Source organism: Venatorbacter sp. C2-1 (assembly GCF_022832715.1).
GTDB classification, from domain to species: Bacteria; Pseudomonadota; Gammaproteobacteria; order Pseudomonadales; family Oceanobacteraceae; genus Venatoribacter; species Venatoribacter alkanivorans.
Window position 1 is genome coordinate 3,324,256 of the sequence record NZ_CP094879.1, and the last position, 19,550, is coordinate 3,343,805.

21 protein-coding genes and 1 riboswitch are annotated in these 19,550 nt (G+C 54.2%); of the genes, 13 read left to right on the forward strand and 8 right to left on the reverse strand.

The window, feature by feature from the left end:
- Window positions 1-2 precede the first annotated feature (2 nt).
- From MT343_RS14920 to MT343_RS14930, 3 genes are all read left to right on the forward strand, one after another.
- Complete coding sequence (locus MT343_RS14920; protein WP_243989413.1) at window positions 3-1,508, forward strand: cobyric acid synthase; 1,506 nt, start codon at window positions 3-5, stop codon at window positions 1,506-1,508.
- A 111-nt stretch (window positions 1,509-1,619) separates the two neighbouring features.
- A complete protein-coding gene (locus MT343_RS14925; RefSeq protein ID WP_145466185.1) occupies window positions 1,620-2,018 on the forward strand; it encodes a globin in 399 nt (132 codons plus the stop codon).
- A 197-nt stretch (window positions 2,019-2,215) separates the two neighbouring features.
- On the forward strand, window positions 2,216-2,848 hold the full coding sequence (locus tag MT343_RS14930; protein ID WP_145466186.1) for a LysE family translocator: 633 nt from the start codon (window positions 2,216-2,218) through the stop codon (window positions 2,846-2,848).
- A gap of 29 nt (window positions 2,849-2,877) precedes the next feature.
- On the opposite strand, the gene MT343_RS14935 is transcribed toward MT343_RS14930, so the two are convergent.
- The 6 genes from MT343_RS14935 to cobU all read right to left on the reverse strand — a co-directional run bounded on the left by MT343_RS14935 (window position 2,878) and on the right by cobU (window position 6,677).
- A complete protein-coding gene (locus tag MT343_RS14935) occupies window positions 2,878-3,180 on the reverse strand; it encodes a hypothetical protein (protein WP_145466188.1) in 303 nt (100 codons plus the stop codon).
- Window positions 3,177-3,512, reverse strand: a complete 336-nt coding sequence (locus MT343_RS14940; RefSeq protein ID WP_145466189.1) for a hypothetical protein — start codon at window positions 3,510-3,512, stop codon at window positions 3,177-3,179. The genes MT343_RS14935 and MT343_RS14940 overlap by 4 nt, the downstream gene beginning before the upstream one ends.
- An 85-nt stretch (window positions 3,513-3,597) precedes the next feature.
- Window positions 3,598-4,383 (reverse strand): adenosylcobinamide-GDP ribazoletransferase, encoded by a 786-nt coding sequence (cobS, locus tag MT343_RS14945; protein WP_145466191.1) that lies wholly within the window; start codon window positions 4,381-4,383, stop codon window positions 3,598-3,600.
- Window positions 4,380-5,024, reverse strand: a complete 645-nt coding sequence (locus MT343_RS14950) for a histidine phosphatase family protein (RefSeq protein ID WP_145466192.1) — start codon at window positions 5,022-5,024, stop codon at window positions 4,380-4,382. The genes cobS and MT343_RS14950 overlap by 4 nt, the downstream gene beginning before the upstream one ends.
- 16 nt (window positions 5,025-5,040) lie before the next feature.
- The gene (gene cobT / locus MT343_RS14955) at window positions 5,041-6,096 is read right to left on the reverse strand and encodes a nicotinate-nucleotide--dimethylbenzimidazole phosphoribosyltransferase (RefSeq protein ID WP_145466194.1); all 1,056 of its coding nucleotides are present in this window, start codon (window positions 6,094-6,096) and stop codon (window positions 5,041-5,043) included.
- 44 nt (window positions 6,097-6,140) lie between these two features.
- Window positions 6,141-6,677 carry a bifunctional adenosylcobinamide kinase/adenosylcobinamide-phosphate guanylyltransferase gene (gene cobU / locus MT343_RS14960; protein WP_145466196.1) on the reverse strand — a complete coding sequence of 179 codons (537 nt, stop codon included), beginning with the start codon at window positions 6,675-6,677 and terminating at the stop codon, window positions 6,141-6,143.
- 58 nt (window positions 6,678-6,735) lie between these two features.
- Here cobU and MT343_RS14965 point away from each other — a divergent pair, with 58 nt between their 5' ends.
- The 5 genes from MT343_RS14965 to MT343_RS14985 all read left to right on the forward strand — a co-directional run bounded on the left by MT343_RS14965 (window position 6,736) and on the right by MT343_RS14985 (window position 9,686).
- Window positions 6,736-7,086 carry a PilZ domain-containing protein gene (locus tag MT343_RS14965; RefSeq protein WP_186435744.1) on the forward strand — a complete coding sequence of 117 codons (351 nt, stop codon included), beginning with the start codon at window positions 6,736-6,738 and terminating at the stop codon, window positions 7,084-7,086.
- Window positions 7,087-7,177: 91 nt separating this feature from the next.
- On the forward strand, window positions 7,178-8,095 hold the full coding sequence (locus MT343_RS14970; protein ID WP_145466200.1) for an ROK family protein: 918 nt from the start codon (window positions 7,178-7,180) through the stop codon (window positions 8,093-8,095).
- The gene (locus MT343_RS14975) at window positions 8,089-8,451 is read left to right on the forward strand and encodes a MerR family transcriptional regulator (RefSeq protein WP_145466202.1); all 363 of its coding nucleotides are present in this window, start codon (window positions 8,089-8,091) and stop codon (window positions 8,449-8,451) included. Before MT343_RS14970 ends, MT343_RS14975 begins: the two co-directional genes overlap by 7 nt.
- Before the next feature lie 93 nt (window positions 8,452-8,544).
- On the forward strand, window positions 8,545-9,174 hold the full coding sequence (locus MT343_RS14980) for an NAD(P)H-dependent oxidoreductase (protein ID WP_145466204.1): 630 nt from the start codon (window positions 8,545-8,547) through the stop codon (window positions 9,172-9,174).
- A 65-nt stretch (window positions 9,175-9,239) separates the two neighbouring features.
- Complete coding sequence (locus MT343_RS14985; protein ID WP_145466206.1) at window positions 9,240-9,686, forward strand: GFA family protein; 447 nt, start codon at window positions 9,240-9,242, stop codon at window positions 9,684-9,686.
- Window positions 9,687-9,706: 20 nt separating this feature from the next.
- Here the strand turns inward: MT343_RS14985 and MT343_RS14990 are convergent, their stop codons facing one another.
- Together MT343_RS14990 and MT343_RS14995 are read right to left on the reverse strand one after the other, a co-directional pair.
- Window positions 9,707-11,110, reverse strand: coding sequence for an AmpG family muropeptide MFS transporter (locus MT343_RS14990; protein ID WP_145466208.1), 1,404 nt, complete (start codon window positions 11,108-11,110; stop codon window positions 9,707-9,709).
- On the reverse strand, window positions 11,110-11,595 hold the full coding sequence (locus tag MT343_RS14995; protein ID WP_145466210.1) for a YajQ family cyclic di-GMP-binding protein: 486 nt from the start codon (window positions 11,593-11,595) through the stop codon (window positions 11,110-11,112). The genes MT343_RS14990 and MT343_RS14995 overlap by 1 nt, the downstream gene beginning before the upstream one ends.
- A gap of 215 nt (window positions 11,596-11,810) precedes the next feature.
- Between MT343_RS14995 and MT343_RS15000 the strand changes: the two genes are divergently transcribed.
- The 5 genes from MT343_RS15000 (at window position 11,811) to MT343_RS15020 (ending at window position 19,522) form a co-directional block, all read left to right on the forward strand.
- A complete protein-coding gene (locus MT343_RS15000) occupies window positions 11,811-12,920 on the forward strand; it encodes a hypothetical protein (RefSeq protein ID WP_145466212.1) in 1,110 nt (369 codons plus the stop codon).
- Between the two features lie 56 nt (window positions 12,921-12,976).
- Entirely contained in the window at window positions 12,977-13,906 is a 930-nt protein-coding gene (locus MT343_RS15005) for a ketopantoate reductase family protein (RefSeq protein WP_145466214.1), read from the forward strand.
- A 44-nt stretch (window positions 13,907-13,950) separates the two neighbouring features.
- A complete protein-coding gene (locus tag MT343_RS15010) occupies window positions 13,951-15,891 on the forward strand; it encodes a two-component system sensor histidine kinase NtrB (protein ID WP_145466216.1) in 1,941 nt (646 codons plus the stop codon).
- Between the two features lie 111 nt (window positions 15,892-16,002).
- Window positions 16,003-16,222: riboswitch (cobalamin riboswitch) on the forward strand.
- Between the two features lie 151 nt (window positions 16,223-16,373).
- On the forward strand, window positions 16,374-18,329 hold the full coding sequence (locus MT343_RS15015; RefSeq protein WP_145466218.1) for a TonB-dependent receptor: 1,956 nt from the start codon (window positions 16,374-16,376) through the stop codon (window positions 18,327-18,329).
- A gap of 8 nt (window positions 18,330-18,337) precedes the next feature.
- Window positions 18,338-19,522, forward strand: coding sequence for a hypothetical protein (locus MT343_RS15020; protein WP_145466220.1), 1,185 nt, complete (start codon window positions 18,338-18,340; stop codon window positions 19,520-19,522).
- The last annotated feature ends 28 nt before the right edge of the window (window positions 19,523-19,550 follow it).

Sequence of the window (19,550 nt, forward strand, 5' to 3'; positions counted from 1 at the left end):
AGATGTCCGACTTCTCCGCTGTTATGCCAACGCTTCCCTCACACCAGACCCTGATGGTACAGGGCACCACGTCCGATGCCGGCAAGAGCACACTGGTCTGCGCACTGGGGCGTATTCTGGCTGATGCACATATCCACACCGCACCGTTTAAACCGCAGAATATGGCACTCAACAGCGCAGTAACGGCCGATGGTGGTGAGATTGGCCGCGCGCAAGCATTACAGGCACAGGCCTGTCGTCTGGCCCCCACCACTGATATGAATCCGGTATTGCTTAAGCCCAACAGCGACACCGGCGCCCAGGTGATTATTCAGGGCAAAGCGGTCGGTAATCTGCCCGCGCAGGATTATCACGCCTATAAAAAAACCGCCATGAATGCGGTACTGGATTCGTACCAGCGTCTGCAGCAACACTATTCATGGGTGCTGGTCGAAGGTGCCGGCAGCCCCGCGGAAATTAATCTGCGCGCCAATGATATTGCCAATATGGGTTTTGCCGAAGCCGTCGATTGTCCGGTGATTCTGATTGCCGATATTGATCGCGGCGGTGTCTTTGCTCACCTGCTGGGCACACTGGCCTGCCTAAGTGACAGCGAACGCGCGCGCGTGGTTGGCTTTGTGATTAACCGTTTCCGCGGTGATATTGCCCTGCTGCAGGATGGCCTCGACTGGCTGGAAGAAAAAACCGGTAAACCGGTATTAGGGGTTCTGCCTTACCTGCACGGTTTATACCTGGATGCCGAAGATGCCGTCAGCCAGCAACAGGTAGAGCAGGATAAAAATAAAGTCATTAATGTGGTGGTGCCGATTTACCCGCGCACCAGCAACCACACCGATTTCGACGCATTGCGCGTACATCCGCAGGTAAATTTAATTCTGGTCGGCCCGGAACAAACACCACCGCCGGCGGATTTTGTTATTTTGCCCGGTTCTAAAAATACCCGCGCCGATCTTAGCTGGCTGCAAACCCAGCCCGGTAACTGGCCACAATATCTGCAGCGTCATCTGCGTTATGGCGGCAAACTGCTGGGAATCTGCGGTGGCTTACAGATGCTGGGAGAAAGCATCAGCGATCCGCATGGCATTGAAGGAACAGCCGGCAGCAGCGCGGGTCTGGGGTATCTGCCATTAATCAGCGAATTAAAAGCCGATAAAACCCTGCGTCTGGTCAGCGGCGAATTGCGCTTGCCGGATCAGCCCGTTGTTGCGGCTCAGGGCTATGAAATTCATGCCGGAATTTCACTCAGCAACGACGATATTCAGGATATTGGCTGCGGCTGGCTAAGCGATGATAACCAGATTATGGCTACTTACTGGCACGGTGTATTTGATACGCCGGAAGCCCTGCAGCAAATATTACACTGGGCCGGATTGTCCGATGGTCAGACCATTGATTTCAATGCTATCCGCGAACAACAAATCGATCGTCTGGCTCTCAGCGTAAAACAGAATATCGACTGGCAAAAATTTAATGCAGCTCTGCAGGCATTTAACCCGTCAGGGGCGTAACACAATGTCACAGCATTAAGACTAAAGCGCCTTTGCAATTTGCGCCAAAAATCCGTACCCTGCGCCGCTTTTTCACACTCCATAATAGCGCTATCAACAAGGTACAGAATCATGGGCGATGCCGATAAGGTTTTTCAAAGCTATGGGCGCAGCTGTAATAACCCTGTTTTTTATGAGGATTTTTACAACGCATTTATGAATAAGTCCGCCGATATCCGGGCCATGTTCATTAACACCAACATGGAATCTCAGCGTGGCTTATTACGTGGCGGTATTATGTGGCTGGTGATGCACGCACGCGGTATGTCTGACAGCAAAATCCGCGCGCTGGGTGAAAGCCACAGCCGCAAAAATATGAACATTAATCCGGCACACTACAGCCTGTGGATGGACGCGTTGATGGAAACGCTGAGCAAACACGATCCGCTGTTTGATGCCGAGCTGGAACGTATCTGGCGTGCCACACTGCGTCCGGCAATTGAAATGATTCAGAGCATGTACGACCAGTAAAAACTGTGCTCCGACAAAAAAGACCGGAACCGCAGCGCAGTTAACTGGTGTTTTAATCGACAGCCCGGCATCTGCCAGCCCCATAAACCCTGGCGCTGACAGACAGCGGGCCCGTTCTGGCCTGCCGGGCCCATGTTTACTTTTCAATATCCGAGTTCCTGCTGATCACCAGGCAAAACGTTTCTCATTGAGGAATTATGGATTTATTACAGGGCTTATTGCTGATTACTTCCATCCATCTGCTCGCGGCCGCCTCTCCCGGCCCTGACTTTGTATTGGTCAGTCAGCAAACACTGCGCCACGGACGTAAAACCGGGCTGCTTTGCAGTCTGGGTATTTCACTGGGATTATCTGTCCATATCCTGTATTCGGCCGTTGGCCTGGCAGCACTGATTGCCAACTCGGTATTCGCACTGTTGATACTGAAAATTGCCGGTGGCTGTTATCTGGTATATCTGGGGATTCAGGGACTGAAAAGTAAAGCCGGCAGCATAGACAATGCTCCCGCAGAAGCAATACCGGCAAAACCAAGAACGGCCACGCACAGTATTGGCAGCGGTTTTTTATGCAATGCGCTGAATCCTAAAGCACCGGTGTATTTTGTTTCATTATTTACGCTGGTTTTATCGGCCGATATGCCGCTGTATCAGTTAGCGATTTACGGCGTGTGGATCATGCTGATTCAGATGGCATGGTTTTCTGCGGTAGTGATGATGCTGTCCCGTCCGGCGGTGTCAGCGTACTTTAAACGCTTCGGTCATTGGATTGACCGTATTTTAGGCGGAGCCATGATTGCACTGGGCATTAAGTTACTGGCCAGCCGCCAGTAACTTAATAATCCTGGCTCTCGTTAAGCCATTCACTGAGCGGTAACAGCAGCAGGCGCAGACTTTTGCGTTTCACGCGGGATATAGACAGAAGACCCCACCGGCTCACCGACTTTACGGATAATTTCCTGTACCGAGGAATACTTATCCATCGTGTAATAATTCCCGAATGCCAGAGAATCCACTTCGTCTTTATGCGGGTCTTCAGCCTGTTCACTATTGGCTGATACAGCGCTGTCGCTGCCGTAAACAATATCATCCTGCCCATCAGCACAGGCAACGGCTGACAGCAGCAAACATAACGCTACCGGCAAGTATGTCTTATGCACCATCATTCCACTCCCCATATATAATCATTACCGCAATCGATAGGGACATCTTTCTGAATAACATCATCCGCATTAATACGGACAACTTTCAGTGTGTAGGTTTTTCCACATTCAATGCCGCTGATTTCATAGCTCTGGCCGGTAGAAATTAACTTGCCCTCAATCTGGTTCGGGCCATAACCGGTACCATCTGAAATATAAAAGCCGTTCAGGGTAGCAAAGGCTTTATTCTGAATAAAAATCGACGAGGTTGTACCAACGGGCTCATCTGTATCATCGAGTTCCGGGCCACAGCCCAGCAAACAAAACGCTAAAAAGGGGATTAATAGATTACGCACAAAAATATTCCGGACAGTTGGTTTTTATAATAATCAGCAGAATAACATTGCCTTCTGCCAGCGCAAACGATGTTAAAGGGCGACGTTAAAGCGCAATAGCCGCCAGCAGCAGTGCTTCCTGAATTTCAATGGTGGCGCCCAAAGTATCGCCGGTACAGCCACCCAGACGTTTTATCATAGCCGCACGCGCCATCATCAGAATGGTCAGCCACAGGGCGAGAATAAACAGCGCCTGGGTCTGTAAAAACACACCGGCCAGCAACGCCAGCAGCGTTCCGGTAATACCCACCACTAACGGCGTTGCCCCCGCCACCAGCGCACTGGCCAGTCCTTTTTTACGTACATAAGGTGTGGTTGCCAGTAATCCCGGCACTGCGCCACGGGCAAGCATTGGCACCAGCATAAAACCGGCGATTAACAGCCAGATATTCCAGCTGCCACTGCCGCTCTGAGCTTTATCCAGCAGCGCATAAATGGCGGCAAATTTAACCAGCAGGATAACAGCAATAACGGTTACACCCATCGGGCCGCTTTGCGGATCTTTCATAATTGCCAGCGTGCGTTCTTTATTGCCCAGCCCACCCACCCAGGCGTCGGCGCTGTCAGCCAGACCATCAAGATGCAAAGCACCACTGAATACGACCCAGATAAATAACAACAACGCCGCCAGTAACGGCAGCGAAACCTGCGGATTATAAAAAACGCAGGCGGCGGTAAAGGCCAGCAGGCTAAGGCCGAGCAGGCAACCAATAAGCGGATAAAACACCAGTGAGCGGGCGGCTACAGCCTCATCCACACGTTTTAAATACGGCGTCGGCAGACGCGTCAGAAAAGCCATGGCATACCAGAATGCCCACCAGTGCAGATTCACACAGCCTCCTGATCGTCCGGACGTAAGACCGAGCCGTCCATACCTTCGAGGCTGACCCAGACCTGTTCTTTACCCTGATATTCGCTGTGATCAATTTTAAAACGCAGCAAGCCGGCATACGGGATGGCCAGCCGGTTCATGGCTTCCGGCGCCAGACTCAGCAGCTGCTGCGCCAGCACCCGCATCACGCCACCGTGGCTGACCAGCAGCAGATGTTCACCACGATGATCATTGAGCAGCTCCTGCCAGGCTGCGCCGACCCGCTGCTGCAACTGTGGTACCGGCTCGCCATTAGGGGCGCAGAAATTCAGCGGATCAGCCCACAGGCGGCGCGAATCATCGGCATATTCAGCCATCACTTCGCTGACATCGCGGTTTTCCCAGTCGCCGTAATCAATCTCCGCCCAGCGCTCATCACACAGCAGCGGCAGATTACGGGCGCTGGCCAGTTGTTCTGCCGCACTATGGCAGCGGTTTAGCGGCGAGCTGATAATCCGTGTCCAGCGGCTGTCAAAGCGGCGCACCCGTTCGGCAAACTGCCAGCGGCCAAGCTCTGTCAGGGCATGGTCGGTACGGCCACGGAAGACGTTGCCACCTTCCGGTTCGCCATGGCGGATAAGATCGATACGGGTGGTGCTCATCAGCGACTCCCTTATGTCAGTTACCGGACTGTACCGCGGCTTCGGCAAAGGTCGCCATCTGGTTATGCAGCGCCAGCGCCTGTTGCACCAGACCCACCGCCACCGCCGCACCGGAACCTTCGCCCAGACGCAGACCCAGCTGTACCAGCGGCTTGCCATCCAGCGCAGTCAGTAAGGCGCGATGACCCGGTTCGGCTGAACTGTGACCAAACAGCATCCAGTCACGGGCGCCGGCATTCAGCTGCACCGCCAGCAAGGCTGCAGAGCTGGCAATAAACCCGTCCACCAGCACCGGTATACCGAGCTGCGCAGCACGCAGATAAGCACCGGCCATGGCGGCAATTTCCAGTCCGCCCACCTGCTCCAGTGCGGCCAGTGGCGAATCCGCCAGCGCACGGGCACGCTCACAGCTTTGCGCCAGAATCTGCTGTTTATGGCTGAGGGCTTCGCCCTGAACACCGGTGCCCGGGCCAACCAGTGCATTCACATCCTGTTTGAGTAACAGCGCACTCAGGCAGCTGGCTGCGGAGGTGTTACCAATGCCCATTTCACCGGCAATAAACAGGTCACAGCCTTCGCCATGCAGACGGTCGATCTGCTCGGCGCCAATCTGCAGAGCCTGCAGCGCCTGAGCGTTGCTCATCGCGGCCTGCTGTGAAAAATCGTTGGTGCCCGGCATCACCGCGCGCTGAATCACGCCGCTGAGCTGATCGGCCGGGAACGCCGTGCCACAGTTCACCACTGACAGTCCCATCTCATGGAAGCGTGCCAGTACCGAAATCGCCGCACCGCCAGCAACAAAGTTTTTCAGCATCTCAACCGTAACCGCCTGCGGAAACGCCGATACACCCTGCGCGACCACGCCATGATCACCAGCAAACACCACGCACTGCGGGTTATTAATCTGCGGTTTAACCTGCCCCTGCCAGGCGGCAAAAGCCACGGCAACGTCTTCCAGCTGGCCCAGAGAACCCGGTGGCTTGGTTAATTGTGACTGACGCTCCAGCGCCTGTTGTTGGGTTTCAGCAGAAAGAGGAGCGGTGGCCTGTTGCCACCAGAATTCAACGGTCATAACACCTGTCTTATTGATTACATTATGAAAAAAAGCGGGGTACCTTAACTGCGCTTAACCGCCATGGGAATACCCGCAACAACCAGCGTTACATCATGCGCCAGCCGGGCAATGTCCTGATGCAGCCGCCCGGCTTCATCAACAAAGCGCCGGCTCAGCTCGCCCATCGGCACAATGCCATAGCCCACTTCGTTGGACACCAGCAGCAGCGGCTGCTGTAGCTGTTGCAGCTCATCCATTAACGCTGCTTTCTGCCGTTCCCAGTAATCGTTCTGATCACTGAGCAGGCAGTTGGTCAGCCACAGGGTCAGGCAGTCGACCAGTATCACCGCCGCCGGATGCTCTTTACGCACACGCTGCAGCGCGGCGGCCAGCTGCCAAGGCTCTTCCAGCGTCAGCCAGTGCACCGGGCGCTGCTCGCGATGATGGATAATGCGTTGCTGCATCTCGCCATCCAGCGCCTGTGCGGTGGCAATATACACCACCTCTGCGGCCTCACCGGCCAGTTGCTCTGCCTGAGCCTCGCCGTAACGGCTTTTGCCGGAACGTGCGCCGCCCAGAATCAGTTCAAGCCTGTTCATGTTGTTTACGAACCTTGGGTCTACACTAAAAAAATGGAAACTTACCAGAGAAAGATCAATGAGTACGAACTCTGACCACGAACAACGTATGCATCCACGCTGGATTCTGAAAAGCAACGTCAGTGTATTCGAACGGCAAAGTAAGGAATACCTCGGCCTGCTGGTCGACTGTTCAGAACAGGGGGTGATGATTTCAACTTATGAACAACTGCAGCCCGGCACTCAGCTGCAGCTCGATCTGGTGGATATCGCCCCCAATGTGAATGCCCGCCGTACCGGACAGTGCAGTGCAGAGGTTGTCTGGTGCGATAAAATAACCCCCAGCCTGTATGGCAGCGGTTGCCGCATCAGCCAGCAGGACGACATTCTCGGTGTGATGCTGAAAAGCTACAGTCACGCGCACGATTAATTCTTCTCTTAATTCTTCCTCCTGACAGTCTGTTGGCCTGCGCCTGCAGACTGTTACACTGCCGCCAGTTTCTTTCTGATGAGCCTTCACCATGCTGCAATTCGGCATCGACCTGGGTGGCACCAAAACCGAAATCATTGTTCTCGATCCGCAGGGTAACAGCCTGCTGCGTGAGCGCAGTGCTACTCCGGCACAAAGTTATGACGCCATAGTCGCCAATATCGCGGCCATGGTGGAAAGTGCGGCCGGTCGTCTCGGCTGCAATGACTTTTCCCTGGGTATCGGTATTCCCGGAGCGGTCAGCCCCACCAGCGGACTGATCAAGAACGCCAACACCACCTGCCTGATCGGCCGCGATTTACAGGGTGATCTGCAAAAGCGACTGCACCCTCTGCTGCAACGCCCACTGGTACTGGCCAACGACGCCGACTGTTTTGCCCTGTCCGAAGCCAGCGATGGCAGCGGCGCCGGTTTTGCCTCGGTGTTTGCGGTGATTATCGGCACCGGTTGTGGCGGCGGCTGGGTGATCAACGGCCGCCTGCTCAGCGGTCCCAATGCCATCGCTGGCGAATGGGGGCACAACCCGCTGCTGTGGCGTGAAGCCTCTGACAGTGAAATTGACTGTTACTGCGGCCAGAAAGGTTGCCTCGAAACCCTGTTATCCGGCCCCGGACTGCGCCAGCAGGCCGCACAGGAAACCGGCCTCAGCCTCAGCGCGCAGGAGTGGAACACGCTGGCCGGGCAACAGGACCCACAGGCGCAGGCGGTGCTTGCACGCTACTACCGCCGTCTGGCCAAAGCCCTGGCCGGTGTCATCAACCTGATCGACCCGCACGTGATTGTACTGGGCGGTGGTGTCTCCAACCTGCCCGGCATTTATCAGGAAGTTCCCAGACTCTGGGCCGACTATGTATTCTCCGATACCGTCAGCACGCCGCTGAAACAGGCGCTGCACGGTGATTCCAGCGGTGTACGCGGGGCCGCCTGGCTGGGAGCGGCGGCATGCTGATCGGCGCGGCATCAAAACAGACCGGGCTGAGCCAGAAAGCCATCCGCCTGTACGAACAGCAGGGACTGATCCGGCCGCAGCGGATCGGCCGTTACCGCCACTTTTCGGCTGCCGATATCGATCTGTTGCTGCTGATCCGCGAAGCCCGCGCTCTGGGTATTCCGCTGCAACGGCTGAAAGCCGCCATCCGTTATCAGAATCAGCAGCCTGACTGGAGCACACTGCGCACGTTTTTGCTGCAGTTCCGTGGCGAAGTCGAAGCCGAAGTGGTGCGGCAGCAACAACGCCTGCAGCAGCTCGACCATTGTTTGGACAGCATCAGCGATTGTCCGCTGGTGCCAGCAGAAAGCATATAACCCTGCCGCTTAATCCGGCCCACTCTTGACTCTGCCCTTAGGGGCAGACCCGATACTTGAAAACCCAAACATACTTATCGGAGTTTTCTGTTTATGCCTAAACACATTCTGATCCTGAACGGCCACCCGGATCGTAACCGCCTGTGCGGGGCGCTGGCTGACGCTTACCAGAACGCGGCGGCCAAGGGGGCCGAGAGGGCTGAGAAGGCTGAGATTCAGCGCTTTGATCTGGCCGACATGCAGTTTAATGCCAACCTCAGCCAGGGTTATGCTAAAGAAGCTCCGCTGGAGCCCGATCTGCTCAGCTTTCAGCAGGCATTGCGTGATTGCGATCACCTGCTGCTGGTCGCTCCCGTCTGGTGGGGCAGTGTTCCGGCCCGCCTGAAAGGCCTGTTTGACCGCACCTTACTGCCCGGTTTTGCCTTCCGCTATGAAGCCGGACAAACCCTGCAGGAAAAGCTGCTGAGCGGCAAAAGCGCCGAAGTCTTTCTGACGCTGGATACCCCGCCCTGGTATTTCCGCTGGTTTCAAAAAGCTCCGGCCATTTATCAGCTGAACCATGCCACCCTGGGATTCTGTGGTTTCAAACCGGTCACCACCACGCTGTTCGGGCCGGTGATCAAATCCAGCGCGAAACAACGCGAACAGTGGCTGCAACAGGCTGCCAGCAAAGGCCGGAAAATCGCATCTGAGAGCAAGCGGACAGCAGCTCACTCTATGTAGACCTTGTCGCGGCAGCGCCGGGCTGATAGAACTGAGGCATACACCCGTTTCAGGAGGAAGCCATCATGACCAGCCCGGATACCATTCAAAGCAATACCCACCACGGCCATTGCCTGTGCAAGGCCGTGACCTTCAGCGCCAGAAATCCCAGTGAACATATCGGCGCCTGCCATTGCACCACCTGCCGGCGCTGGGGCGGCGGCCCGTTTATGTCGGTCGACTGCGGTCAGGATATTGAATTTCAGGGGCAGGAACATATTGGCGTGTACCAGTCATCCGACTGGGCTGAGCGCGGTTTCTGCAAAGAATGCGGCAGCCATCTGTTTTACCGCCTGAAGCACAATCAGCAATATATTGTGCCGGCGGGCTTATTCGACAGCGGCCCGGAAGCGACCTTCGATCATCAGGTGTTTATTGACGAGAAACCGCACTATTACTCCTTCGCCAACGACACCAAAAACATGACCGCAGCGGAGATGTACGCGCTGTTTAACAGCAGCTCAGACAGATGAAATGAAGAGAGCCGGAAGCGTCAGGGCGCTTCCGGTATTGAGTCAGGATTCTGCTGCTCGCGCTTATGATGGCGCATCAGCACCAGCACCAGCACAATCGCCGGCAGGCCCAGCGCTGCCGCCAGCACGAAAAACTCGGCGTAACCTGCCACATCCACCACCCAGCCGGAAAAGCCGGAGATAAATTTACCCGGCAAGGTCATCAGTGAACTGAATAACGCATATTGCGTAGCGGTGTAGTTTTTATTGGCCAGGCTCGACAGATACGCAATAAAGGCCGTACTGGCAATACCACCACTGAGGTTGTCAGCACTGATTACCAGCGCCAGAGCAGGCAGTGGCGGCGTTCCCAGATCACCGACCATGGCCAGCGTGGCAAACAGCAGATTGGTAACCGCCACCATCACCGCGCCCAGCAGCAAAGGCCGGAAAATACCGTACTTCACCACCAGCACACCGCACAACACCGAACCGAAAATCGTCAGAAAGAAGCCGAACACCTTGGCCACACTGGCGATCTCGGGCTTGCTGTAACCCAGATCCAGATAAAAGGGGTTGGCCATAATGCCCATGGTGATATCACTGAGACGGTACAGCGCAATAAAGCCCAGAATCAGCAGCGCAAAACGGCCGTTACGCTGGAAAAACTCCAGCACCGGGCAGATCACCGCACTCAGCAACCAGCGCTGCCAGCGCGGCCGCTGCTGCAGATGCATCGGCCGGCCCATGATGTCATCGACCAGCAGAAGTTCATTACGCATCCGCTCAGCATCACTCTGATGCGGCGGTTCATCGGCCCAGAGAATGGCCAGCATGCCGACCACCATCAGCAACGCCATCACCAGATAGGTGATATGCCAGTTGGTAAATTCGGCGATATACAAAGCTCCGGCGCCGGTAACCAGCAAAGCCAGGCGATAGCCAAAGACATAGGCAGCCGACATCGCGCCCTGCTGTTCATCGGCGGCAGATTCGATGCGCAGTGCATCCAGTGCCACGTCTTGCGTGGCTGCCGAAAACGCCACCAGCAAGGCAGCCAGGGCAATCAGTAATAAGGAATTCTGCGGATGGGCGATGCTCATCAGCATCAGACCGGCGGCGATGCCGCACTGGCCGAGTAAAATCCAGCTGCGGCGCTGCCCCAGCCGCTGCAGCACTGGCAGACGCAGGCGGTCGACCACCGGCGCCCAGAACACTTTGACCGAGTAGGTAATACCGACCCAGGCAAAGAAACCGATGGTCGTACGTTCTATTCCTTCATCCCGCAGCCAGGCCGTCAGCGTGGTAAACACCAGCAGATAGGGCATCCCGGCGCTGAACCCCAGCAAGGCGATGACCAGAACCGGCTTTTGCCGGTAAATGTCCCAGGCCTCTTTCAGCCAGCGCTTTACCTCCGGCGGGATGCGGAAATAAGGGATGATCATCAGTCTTTAAAGTTCTTGAACGCCAGTGGCATATCAATGCTTTCATCGCTGCGGAACATGGCCATCACGGCCTGCAGATCGTCGCGGGCTTTGCCCTGTACGCGCACGGTGTCGCCCTGTACAGAGGCCTGCACTTTGATTTTGCTGTCTTTAACCATCTTCACCATTTTACGCGCCAGATCGCTGTCGATGCCCTGACGCATGGTGGCTTTTACTTTGACCTGCTTGCCTGCACCTTCGAGCTTACCGAACTCCAGACAGGTGACTTTAATGCCGCGCTTGGTCATGGCGCCGGTCAGCATGGATTTCATCTGATCAATCTGAAACTCATGATCAGCGGTCATGGTGACCACCAGTTCTTTCAGCTCGAAACTGGCGCTTACGCCACGGAAATCGAAACGGGTGCTCAGCTCACGGTTGGCCTGATCGACCGCATTCTGGGCTTCGTGCTTATCGACTTCAGATACGACATCAAATGAAGGCATAGAAAATTCTCCTGCTTATGGCCTGACGGCGGCCGCTAAAAAATCTGTGTCCGGTATGCCTGCCGGCGCAACAACACAACCGGAACAGCACTGCCGAAATAATGAAAGTGCCGCATTGTATACCGTCCGCCGCCGATAAAGCCAAAGTCTCGGAGAGCAGTGCTGGCGGTATGTCCTCACTGGCGACTATACAAAAGTCAGCTAAAATTTTTGCTATGCAAACCAAAATGACCCTGCACGGCGCCGGAGTGTATTACTTCGCAGTGACCGGAGCGAAAGACCAGCCCATCTTCAACTCGGTATTCGAGTACGAATATGGCCTCAGAATTCTGTCCAGAGTGACCGGAACCCGCCTGCTTGCCTACGTGCTGGACGAGCGTCAGATGCAGTTTGTGCTGCGCTGCCAGCGCGACTGGACCGAGGTGATGGACGATATTCAGGCCGCCTTCGACAGCATGCACGAACGCTGCTGGCACAAGCGCCGTCAGGTGTTATCCGATCAGGGCGTAGTATTGCTGGTCGACGAACGTGTCGCACTGACCGAACTGATACTGCAGTTGCATCACTCTCCGGTGCACAAGGGTAAAGTGGCCGATGCCAGCCTCTGGCCCTGGAGCAGTGACCGCTACTATCGCGAACCGACTCCGCCGGCCTGGCTGGATACTGAATCCATGCTCAATCTGCTGGTAAATGGCCGCCGTAACCGCGCCCAGCATTATATTGACGTAATGAAGGCACCGTTCAGCCCTAAGCTCGATCTGAGCCACGGCAGCCACCCGCTGTATCAGGCGCTGGCCCGCGATCAGTGGGTGGATCAGCACCTGAAAAGAGAAGCTTTAACTCAATCTGCCTACTCACGCAGTGATGTGCAGCGCCTGTTCGACGATGCCTGCCAGCTGGTTGCCCGGCAATTTAATCTGACCACCGCCGAGCTTTGTGACAAACATAACCGTCGCCGTTTTCATCACCTGATGCCTTTGGTGATCTGGCTGCTGCGTGAACGCGGTGTGCATCTGGATGCCATGACCAAACTGGTCGACGAAGACGAAGTGCGGCTGCAGCTCTGGTTACGCAACCTGCCCGCCGACCATACCCGCAATATCCGTGACAAACTGGCCCGCCAGTGGTCACCATCGGCGCCGGGACTGACGGCCATAGCGGCAGCCGGCACGGTAGCTGAAGAACCTGAAGCTGAGCCAGAATCAGGATCAGAATTAGAAAACGCCGATAACTCAGCTGCTGATCCTGCGGCAGCGGACAACAGCGCCGGGCCTGATAATCTGAACGCCGTCGAAACCGAAGCCGCCAGCGTCACGCCGCAGTAATCTCCAACCTGCAGGCTGAGGCTGCTTTCCGCGCCCGGCCTGCCTATAATCGCGCGATGACGATTTCATCACCTTCTGCTCAGAACATATCCCGGCAATCCCCGCTCAGCATTGGTCTGCTGGGTACAGGGGCGGTTGGCACACTGATGGCCAGCCACTGGCGCCAGCACAGGGTATTTGCCCTGCCGCGCGATAAGGCGTCTGCAGTAACCCTCAACCTTTATCTCCCCAACAACGAAGCGGGAGAACAACAGCTGCAATGGGCGCTGCCGTGCTGGCAGGGAGAGGCCCTCGACTGGCTGGTAGTCACCACCAAAGCCGCCGATACCCTGAGCGCTCTGCAACCCTGGCTTGGCCGTCTGCCGCAGGTGAAAAACCTGCTGTTACTGCAGAACGGAATGGGGCAGCAGCAGCAATGCGCCGACTGGCTGGCACGGCAGCAGCTGCCGGTCAGACTCTGGGCCGGCATCTCCACCGCCGGAGGCTACCGGCGCACAGCCAATAATGCTCAGGGCAGCGAAGTGGTCTATGCCGGAGCCGGACAAACCATTGCCGGACGCTGGTGCGGAAATGATAGCGAAGACACACAACTGCCGCCGGACATCGAAGCCGTCAGCGATATCCACAACAGAATGCGCGAAAAGCTTGCCGTAAACGCCGTGATCAATCCGCTGACGGCCATCCTGCGTTGCCATAACGGCGAGCTGGTCAGCAACCCGCTTTATCTGCCACAGTTACAGGCACTGGCAGCAGAAGTGGATAACCTGTATCAGCAGCTGCACTGGCCGTTGTCACAGGATCTGACCGGCCGGGTAGAACAGGTCGCCCTGGCGACCGCTGCTAACCGCTCCTCGACCCTGCAGGATATTCTGGCCGGCAGAACAACCGAGCTGCCCTATATTTGTGGCTACCTGCAGCAACAGGCGCACAATCTCGGCCTGTCTTTACCGCTGACCGACCGGCTGATGCAACAGCTGCAGGTCTGAAACAGGAGTAATAGGATGTATCCGCACAGGAGGTTGCAGTCACCATGTTATTAGCACGGCAAAAAACCATGCTCGCCACTGTGACAGTCTGTGCGCTGATTATTATCCTCACCACACTGGCCTACATTGCCGCCGCTGACCGTGTAGGACGCGAACAACTGGCCCCCGAAATCAGCGATGCCTTTGCCGATATCCTGCAGATTCAGCTGACCCATAACATCACTGACCTGCCGACCCTGCAGTCGATGCTGGAGCGTTTTACCCGCCACTTTCAGATCCGTGAAGCCGCTTTATACAACAACCACGGAGAACGCCTGAGCCACAGTTATCGCAATTCGCCACTCTTGTCGGCACGTCTCGAAGACAGCCTGCTGACCGACAAACTGCACCAGTACCGCCTCAGCAGTCCGCGCGGGGAACTGCAATTACTGGTGATCAGCGACCGTTCCCTGCCAGGCTTTTTTATCCTTGATACATTAACCACCACGCTGTTTGTGGTCAGTATTTCTGCCCTGCTGATTTTTGCACTCTATGCCCTGACCCGGCGCTGGCAGAAACGCCCTTACCTGCAACTGTTAAGCAGCGTGCGCCGTGCCACCCGCGATGGCGAAAAAGAAGAAGCCATTACCATCCGCAGCGATGACCCCGATGTACAGCCGCTGACCAATGCCCTGAATGATCTGCTCTGGCAGTATGATCAACGCACCCTGAATTTACGTAATGCTCATCAGCAGGCCGAAAGTGCCCGTCTGCGTGCGACACGTCTGTCGACTGAAACCCGTCAGATTAACGAAAACCTGGCGCAGGAAATTTCGGTGCGGCGTGGCATCGAAACCCAGCTTAAAAATACCCAGACCCTGCTCGACGGTATTATTAATGCCATGCCGTCAGCCCTGTTCACTCTGGATGCCCAGCTGCGCATCGTGCAGTGCAACCAGCAAGCCGGAGACTGGCTGGGTAAGCAACGCCAGCAATTAACCGGCCGCCATCTGTTGCAACTGATTCCGGAGCTTGCTCCCCATGCCGATCTACTGAACGCCGCCGAACAGAACAGTGCCGTCCATAAACTGGAAAGACTGGCGATCAGCAGTTTTATTCAGCCACTGATGACCGACACCATGATCTATCCTCTGCCGGAACAACAGCAGGCCAAACTGGTGCTGCGTATTGATGACGTATCACAGCGTCTGCAGCTGGAAGAAATCATGGTACACAGCGAAAAGATGATGACGGTTGCCGGACTGGCGACCGGCATCGCACATGAAATTAATAATCCTCTGGGAGCCATTCTGCAGAACCTGCAAAATATCCGCCGTCGCCTGCAGCCCGGCCTGAGTGCCAATGAACGCGTAGCAGCAGAAACCGGCCTGCCACTGGGCAATCTTGAGCTCTATCTGCAGCAACGCGATATCCTGCAATTTATGGATAATATCCAGCAGGCCGGCGAACGTGCCGCCAATATTATTGCCAATATGCTGCAGTTCTCGCGCAGTGATAAACAGCAGAAACAGCGTACCGACCTTAATGCACTGATCAACAACACCCTGAGCATTGCCCGGGGTGATTTCGGCTTGCGTCATATTCAGCTGCAGTTCTCCCCAACAGAAACACCGGCCTGGGTCGAATGTCTGCCCGGTGAAATAGAACAGGTTCTGCTGAATTTACTGAAAAACTCGGTCCAGGCGCTGAGCGAGTACCAGCCTGACAATTCTCAGTGGCAGCCCAATATTCACCTCAGCATCGAACAGCGCGATCAACAGCAGGTAATTGTGCTGGAAGACAATGGACCGGGCATCCCCTCCACCATTGCTGCGCATATTTTCGAGCCTTTTTACACCACCAAAGACGTCGGTGAAGGCACCGGCCTGGGCTTATTTGTTTCCTATTTTATTATCACCAGTCATCACCATGGTCAGCTGCGTTACCGGCCTGGCAGACAACATGGTGGCGCCTGCTTTGAGATTGCCCTGCCTGCCGGCGATTGAATCCGCTATGCAACCCCTTACCTCAAAACCTAAGTGAATTATTTTCAAACCAACCATGTGGATAATTCACTGCCTTTTGTGCCAGCGCTATTGACCCATCGCACAGGGCTCTATACCCTTCGCGCTTTCAGGTGCCCTCAGCCTTTTTACTGACGAGGGTTAAACGGGAAGTCTGGTGTCGTGTGTTCTTACCGCCAATCCAGCGCTGCCCCCGCAACGGTGATCGACCATACTGATAACAAATGCCACTGTGCTCTGCATGGGAAGGTGTTGTCAGCGAGCTAATGCTCAGGTCGTAAGCCCGGATACCGGCCTGAATAACGATACTGACGTTGCGGTGGGCGACGGAGGGTGATCGCAAACCGTTGCCTTACTGCAGCGCACTTTGCTTTTTGCACCTCCGCCACTGCAACCCTGTTTTGGGTTTGCGGGTGAGCACTCTGAATACTGCTTTATTACAACGCTGCAGATTGAATTCCCTGATGACACTGACTTACCTGCTCAGTGGCTTTGCTATGCCCGCCTTTTCGACGACCGAACTGAACACTGTTGCTGTTTACGGGCACAACGATTCCGGCTTTTCTCCTGATTTCCTCAGTGGCCACCATCAACGGATTGAAAGAGAAGAATTTACCCGTAAATTTATTCTGCTACCTGAACTGCTCGGGCAGCAAAGTGGCATAGACATTCAGAGCATCGGTGGTATCGGTCAGTATTCCAGCCCGGTAATCCGCGGTTCAAGCGGACAGCAGGTACTGGTATTCTGGGATGGCCTGCAGATTAACTCACTCAACGGCGGTGGTGCTGATTTAAGTAAAATATCACTATCACAGGCTGAAACTGTCGATATATACCGTAGCATTGCCCCGGTAGAACTATCATCGTCGGCCGTCGGCGGAATTATCCATATCCGCAGTCGCAGTCTTGCCGGAGAAATAATAAATCAGGGAGAAGCTCACGCAACCCGTGGCAGCTACGGAACCCGGCAGTACACGCTCAGCCAGAATTTTGGCAGTGCAGAATCTCAGTGGCTGCTCAGTGGTGATTTACTGCAGGCAGATAATGATTTTACCTATCTCGAACCACAACCTGTCGATAACCCGCAACAACCGGGATATGAAAAACGTTACAACAACGAAAGTCAGCAACATCAGTGGCTGATTAAAGGACGACAGGCTCTGGGAGACAGCTACCTTAACATTGCTGTTCAGTCTGGCCGGGGAAAACGTGGATTAACATCACGCATCAACTTTCCAGCCAACCATGCGCAATTAAAAACAGATTCCGACAGCCTGCAATTAAACTGGCAAAAAACATGGGGCAAAGAGCAAAAAACAGAAATATCCGGCAACATTTATCGTCAGGATCAGCTTTATGATGATCGTGACTCTAATATCGGTCTGGGTGCACAGCTGAATCGCTATATTACCGATGGCCAGAAATATCAGATTAACCACTATATGTGTGGCGACAATTTCAATGCCGTTTTTACCAGTCGGTTACAACAGGAAGAAACAGCAACAGATTTCCGCTTACTGAATGAAAGCGAGAAAGAACAGCAATGTCTGAATGGTAACGGTTGCGAAACCACTTATAAGCGACAACAGCTGGATAATGGCGGTCGTTTACAATACACACTGAACAGCCTTGAGTTAACTGCGCAATTCAGCCATATACGTCTATCCGACAAAGATCTTCAGAGACTGGGAAATAACCGTCAGGATAATGTTAACACCTGGTCTATGGGCATCGACCAGCGCCTGCCATCCGGCATTATTATCTACGCCAATATTGCTCATCAGGTGCGCCTGCCAACCACTAACGAATTATTCGGTGATCGTGGTACCAGCATGGGAAACCCAACCCTGCTGCCCGAACAGGCTGAGCACTATGAAACAGGCCTGCGCTTCCAGAACAGTAAGATAGCGCTGACGACCAGTTTGTATCTGCGCAATATCAGCGACGCTATTATTTCCGAAAGCGACAGCCGGGGCGTTATTCATTTTGACAACCTTGGACGAACACGCCATACCGGGCTGGAACAAGACATTCGCTGGAATATCTGGTCAGCGTTATCGCTTTCAGCAAGCATTACATTGCAATCAAACAAAATCATCGAATACACCCCAATACCCTATTACGAAGGGAATCAGGCAGCCGGGTACAGTCAGTTCTCAGGCTATTTCAGTGCATCCTGGACAAAAAACAACTGGGATTTCTCTGTCGGAAATTACCGCCAGAGTGATGGTTATTACAACAATTCGAATTTACTCGAAAAAGATGCTGAAAACAGCTGGAATGCATCCGCAGGCTACCAGAGAAAAAACTGGCGGGTCAGCATGAACGTAACAGATGCAACCAGTAATTCCGCCCGTGACTACCCTTACTATCCTGAACCTGGCCGCATGTTCTTTCTGCGTGCCCACTACCAATGGTGAAAAATCTGATGTCTAAAATTAATTCTCCCGTAATAGCGGCTATCATTTCTTCCGCGTTATTGTTAAGCGGATGTAACGATAAAGACAATAAATCTGAAGAAATCACGTTTACCGATATTGCCGTCGTTCAATCAAAAGGTAAAAGTGAAAGCATGATTGAATTTACCGATGGCAGTACCGATGTTGCCAGCAACTATAATTCAAAGACAGAAACCGATTACGGTATCGCAACAAGAGGCGAATACATCTACCATATTGGCCGTAAAGACATCGATACCATTCAGAAGTATCACATAGATAACCCGCAGCTCGGTTACTACCCTGGTGAAGGCTACTCCATGCGTTCTGCTGGTGAAACAACATCCGCCAATCCATATAATATCAGCTTCATTACCGATGATACCGCAGTGATCACACGCTACGGTCAAGCTAAGGCCTGGGTCGTCAATCTTGCGGCAAAAAACGCGGGGGACTTTCTTATCCGTGAACTGGATATCAGCCATCATGTGAGTGGTGAAAATGATGAAGTACCTGAAATGGATATGGTATTCACCCATAACAACAGAGTGTATATCACTCTGCAGAACCTGACGTCCTGGGCGTCATCCGGCAACGAAAAAGTGGTTGTTTTTGATGCCACCAGCTGGGAAGAAATTGATACGGATTCAGTAACCCCTGGTACACAGGCGATTGAACTCAGTCTTGCCAACCACCAAAGCGGTGTGGTCTATGGCGATACAATGTACCTTGGATCGCTCGTTTACTATCCGCTCTCCGGTGGTATTGAAGCCGTTAACCTGAATGACTTTTCAACAGAAGTTCTGACTGATGAATATGCCGTTAATCGCATCACTGCAACGGAAAGCGGCAAGATTTTTTTCACGACCTACGAAGGCTGGAACGGTGATTTAGGTTCTTCGGTTGACACGCTTTACTCACTGAATGCGGACAACTCTGTCTCATTAGTCAGCAATGATCTTGCTTCCGGTAATATCTCAGCACTGGCCAGCAAAGGAGAAGTACTGTGGCTGGGCCTTCCCGGCTCCGCAAATAAGATTATCCGCATTGATGCGGCCGCTGATTTTTCAGCACCGAAGCCTCTGAACGAAATACAATTAAGTTCCGTTGAAACAGCATTAAAACCGGTTCAGATCGAGTTTCTGACCGTTGAACAGAATATCGGTGACTTCTGAGCCTCCGGGTACGACAACAACTAACATG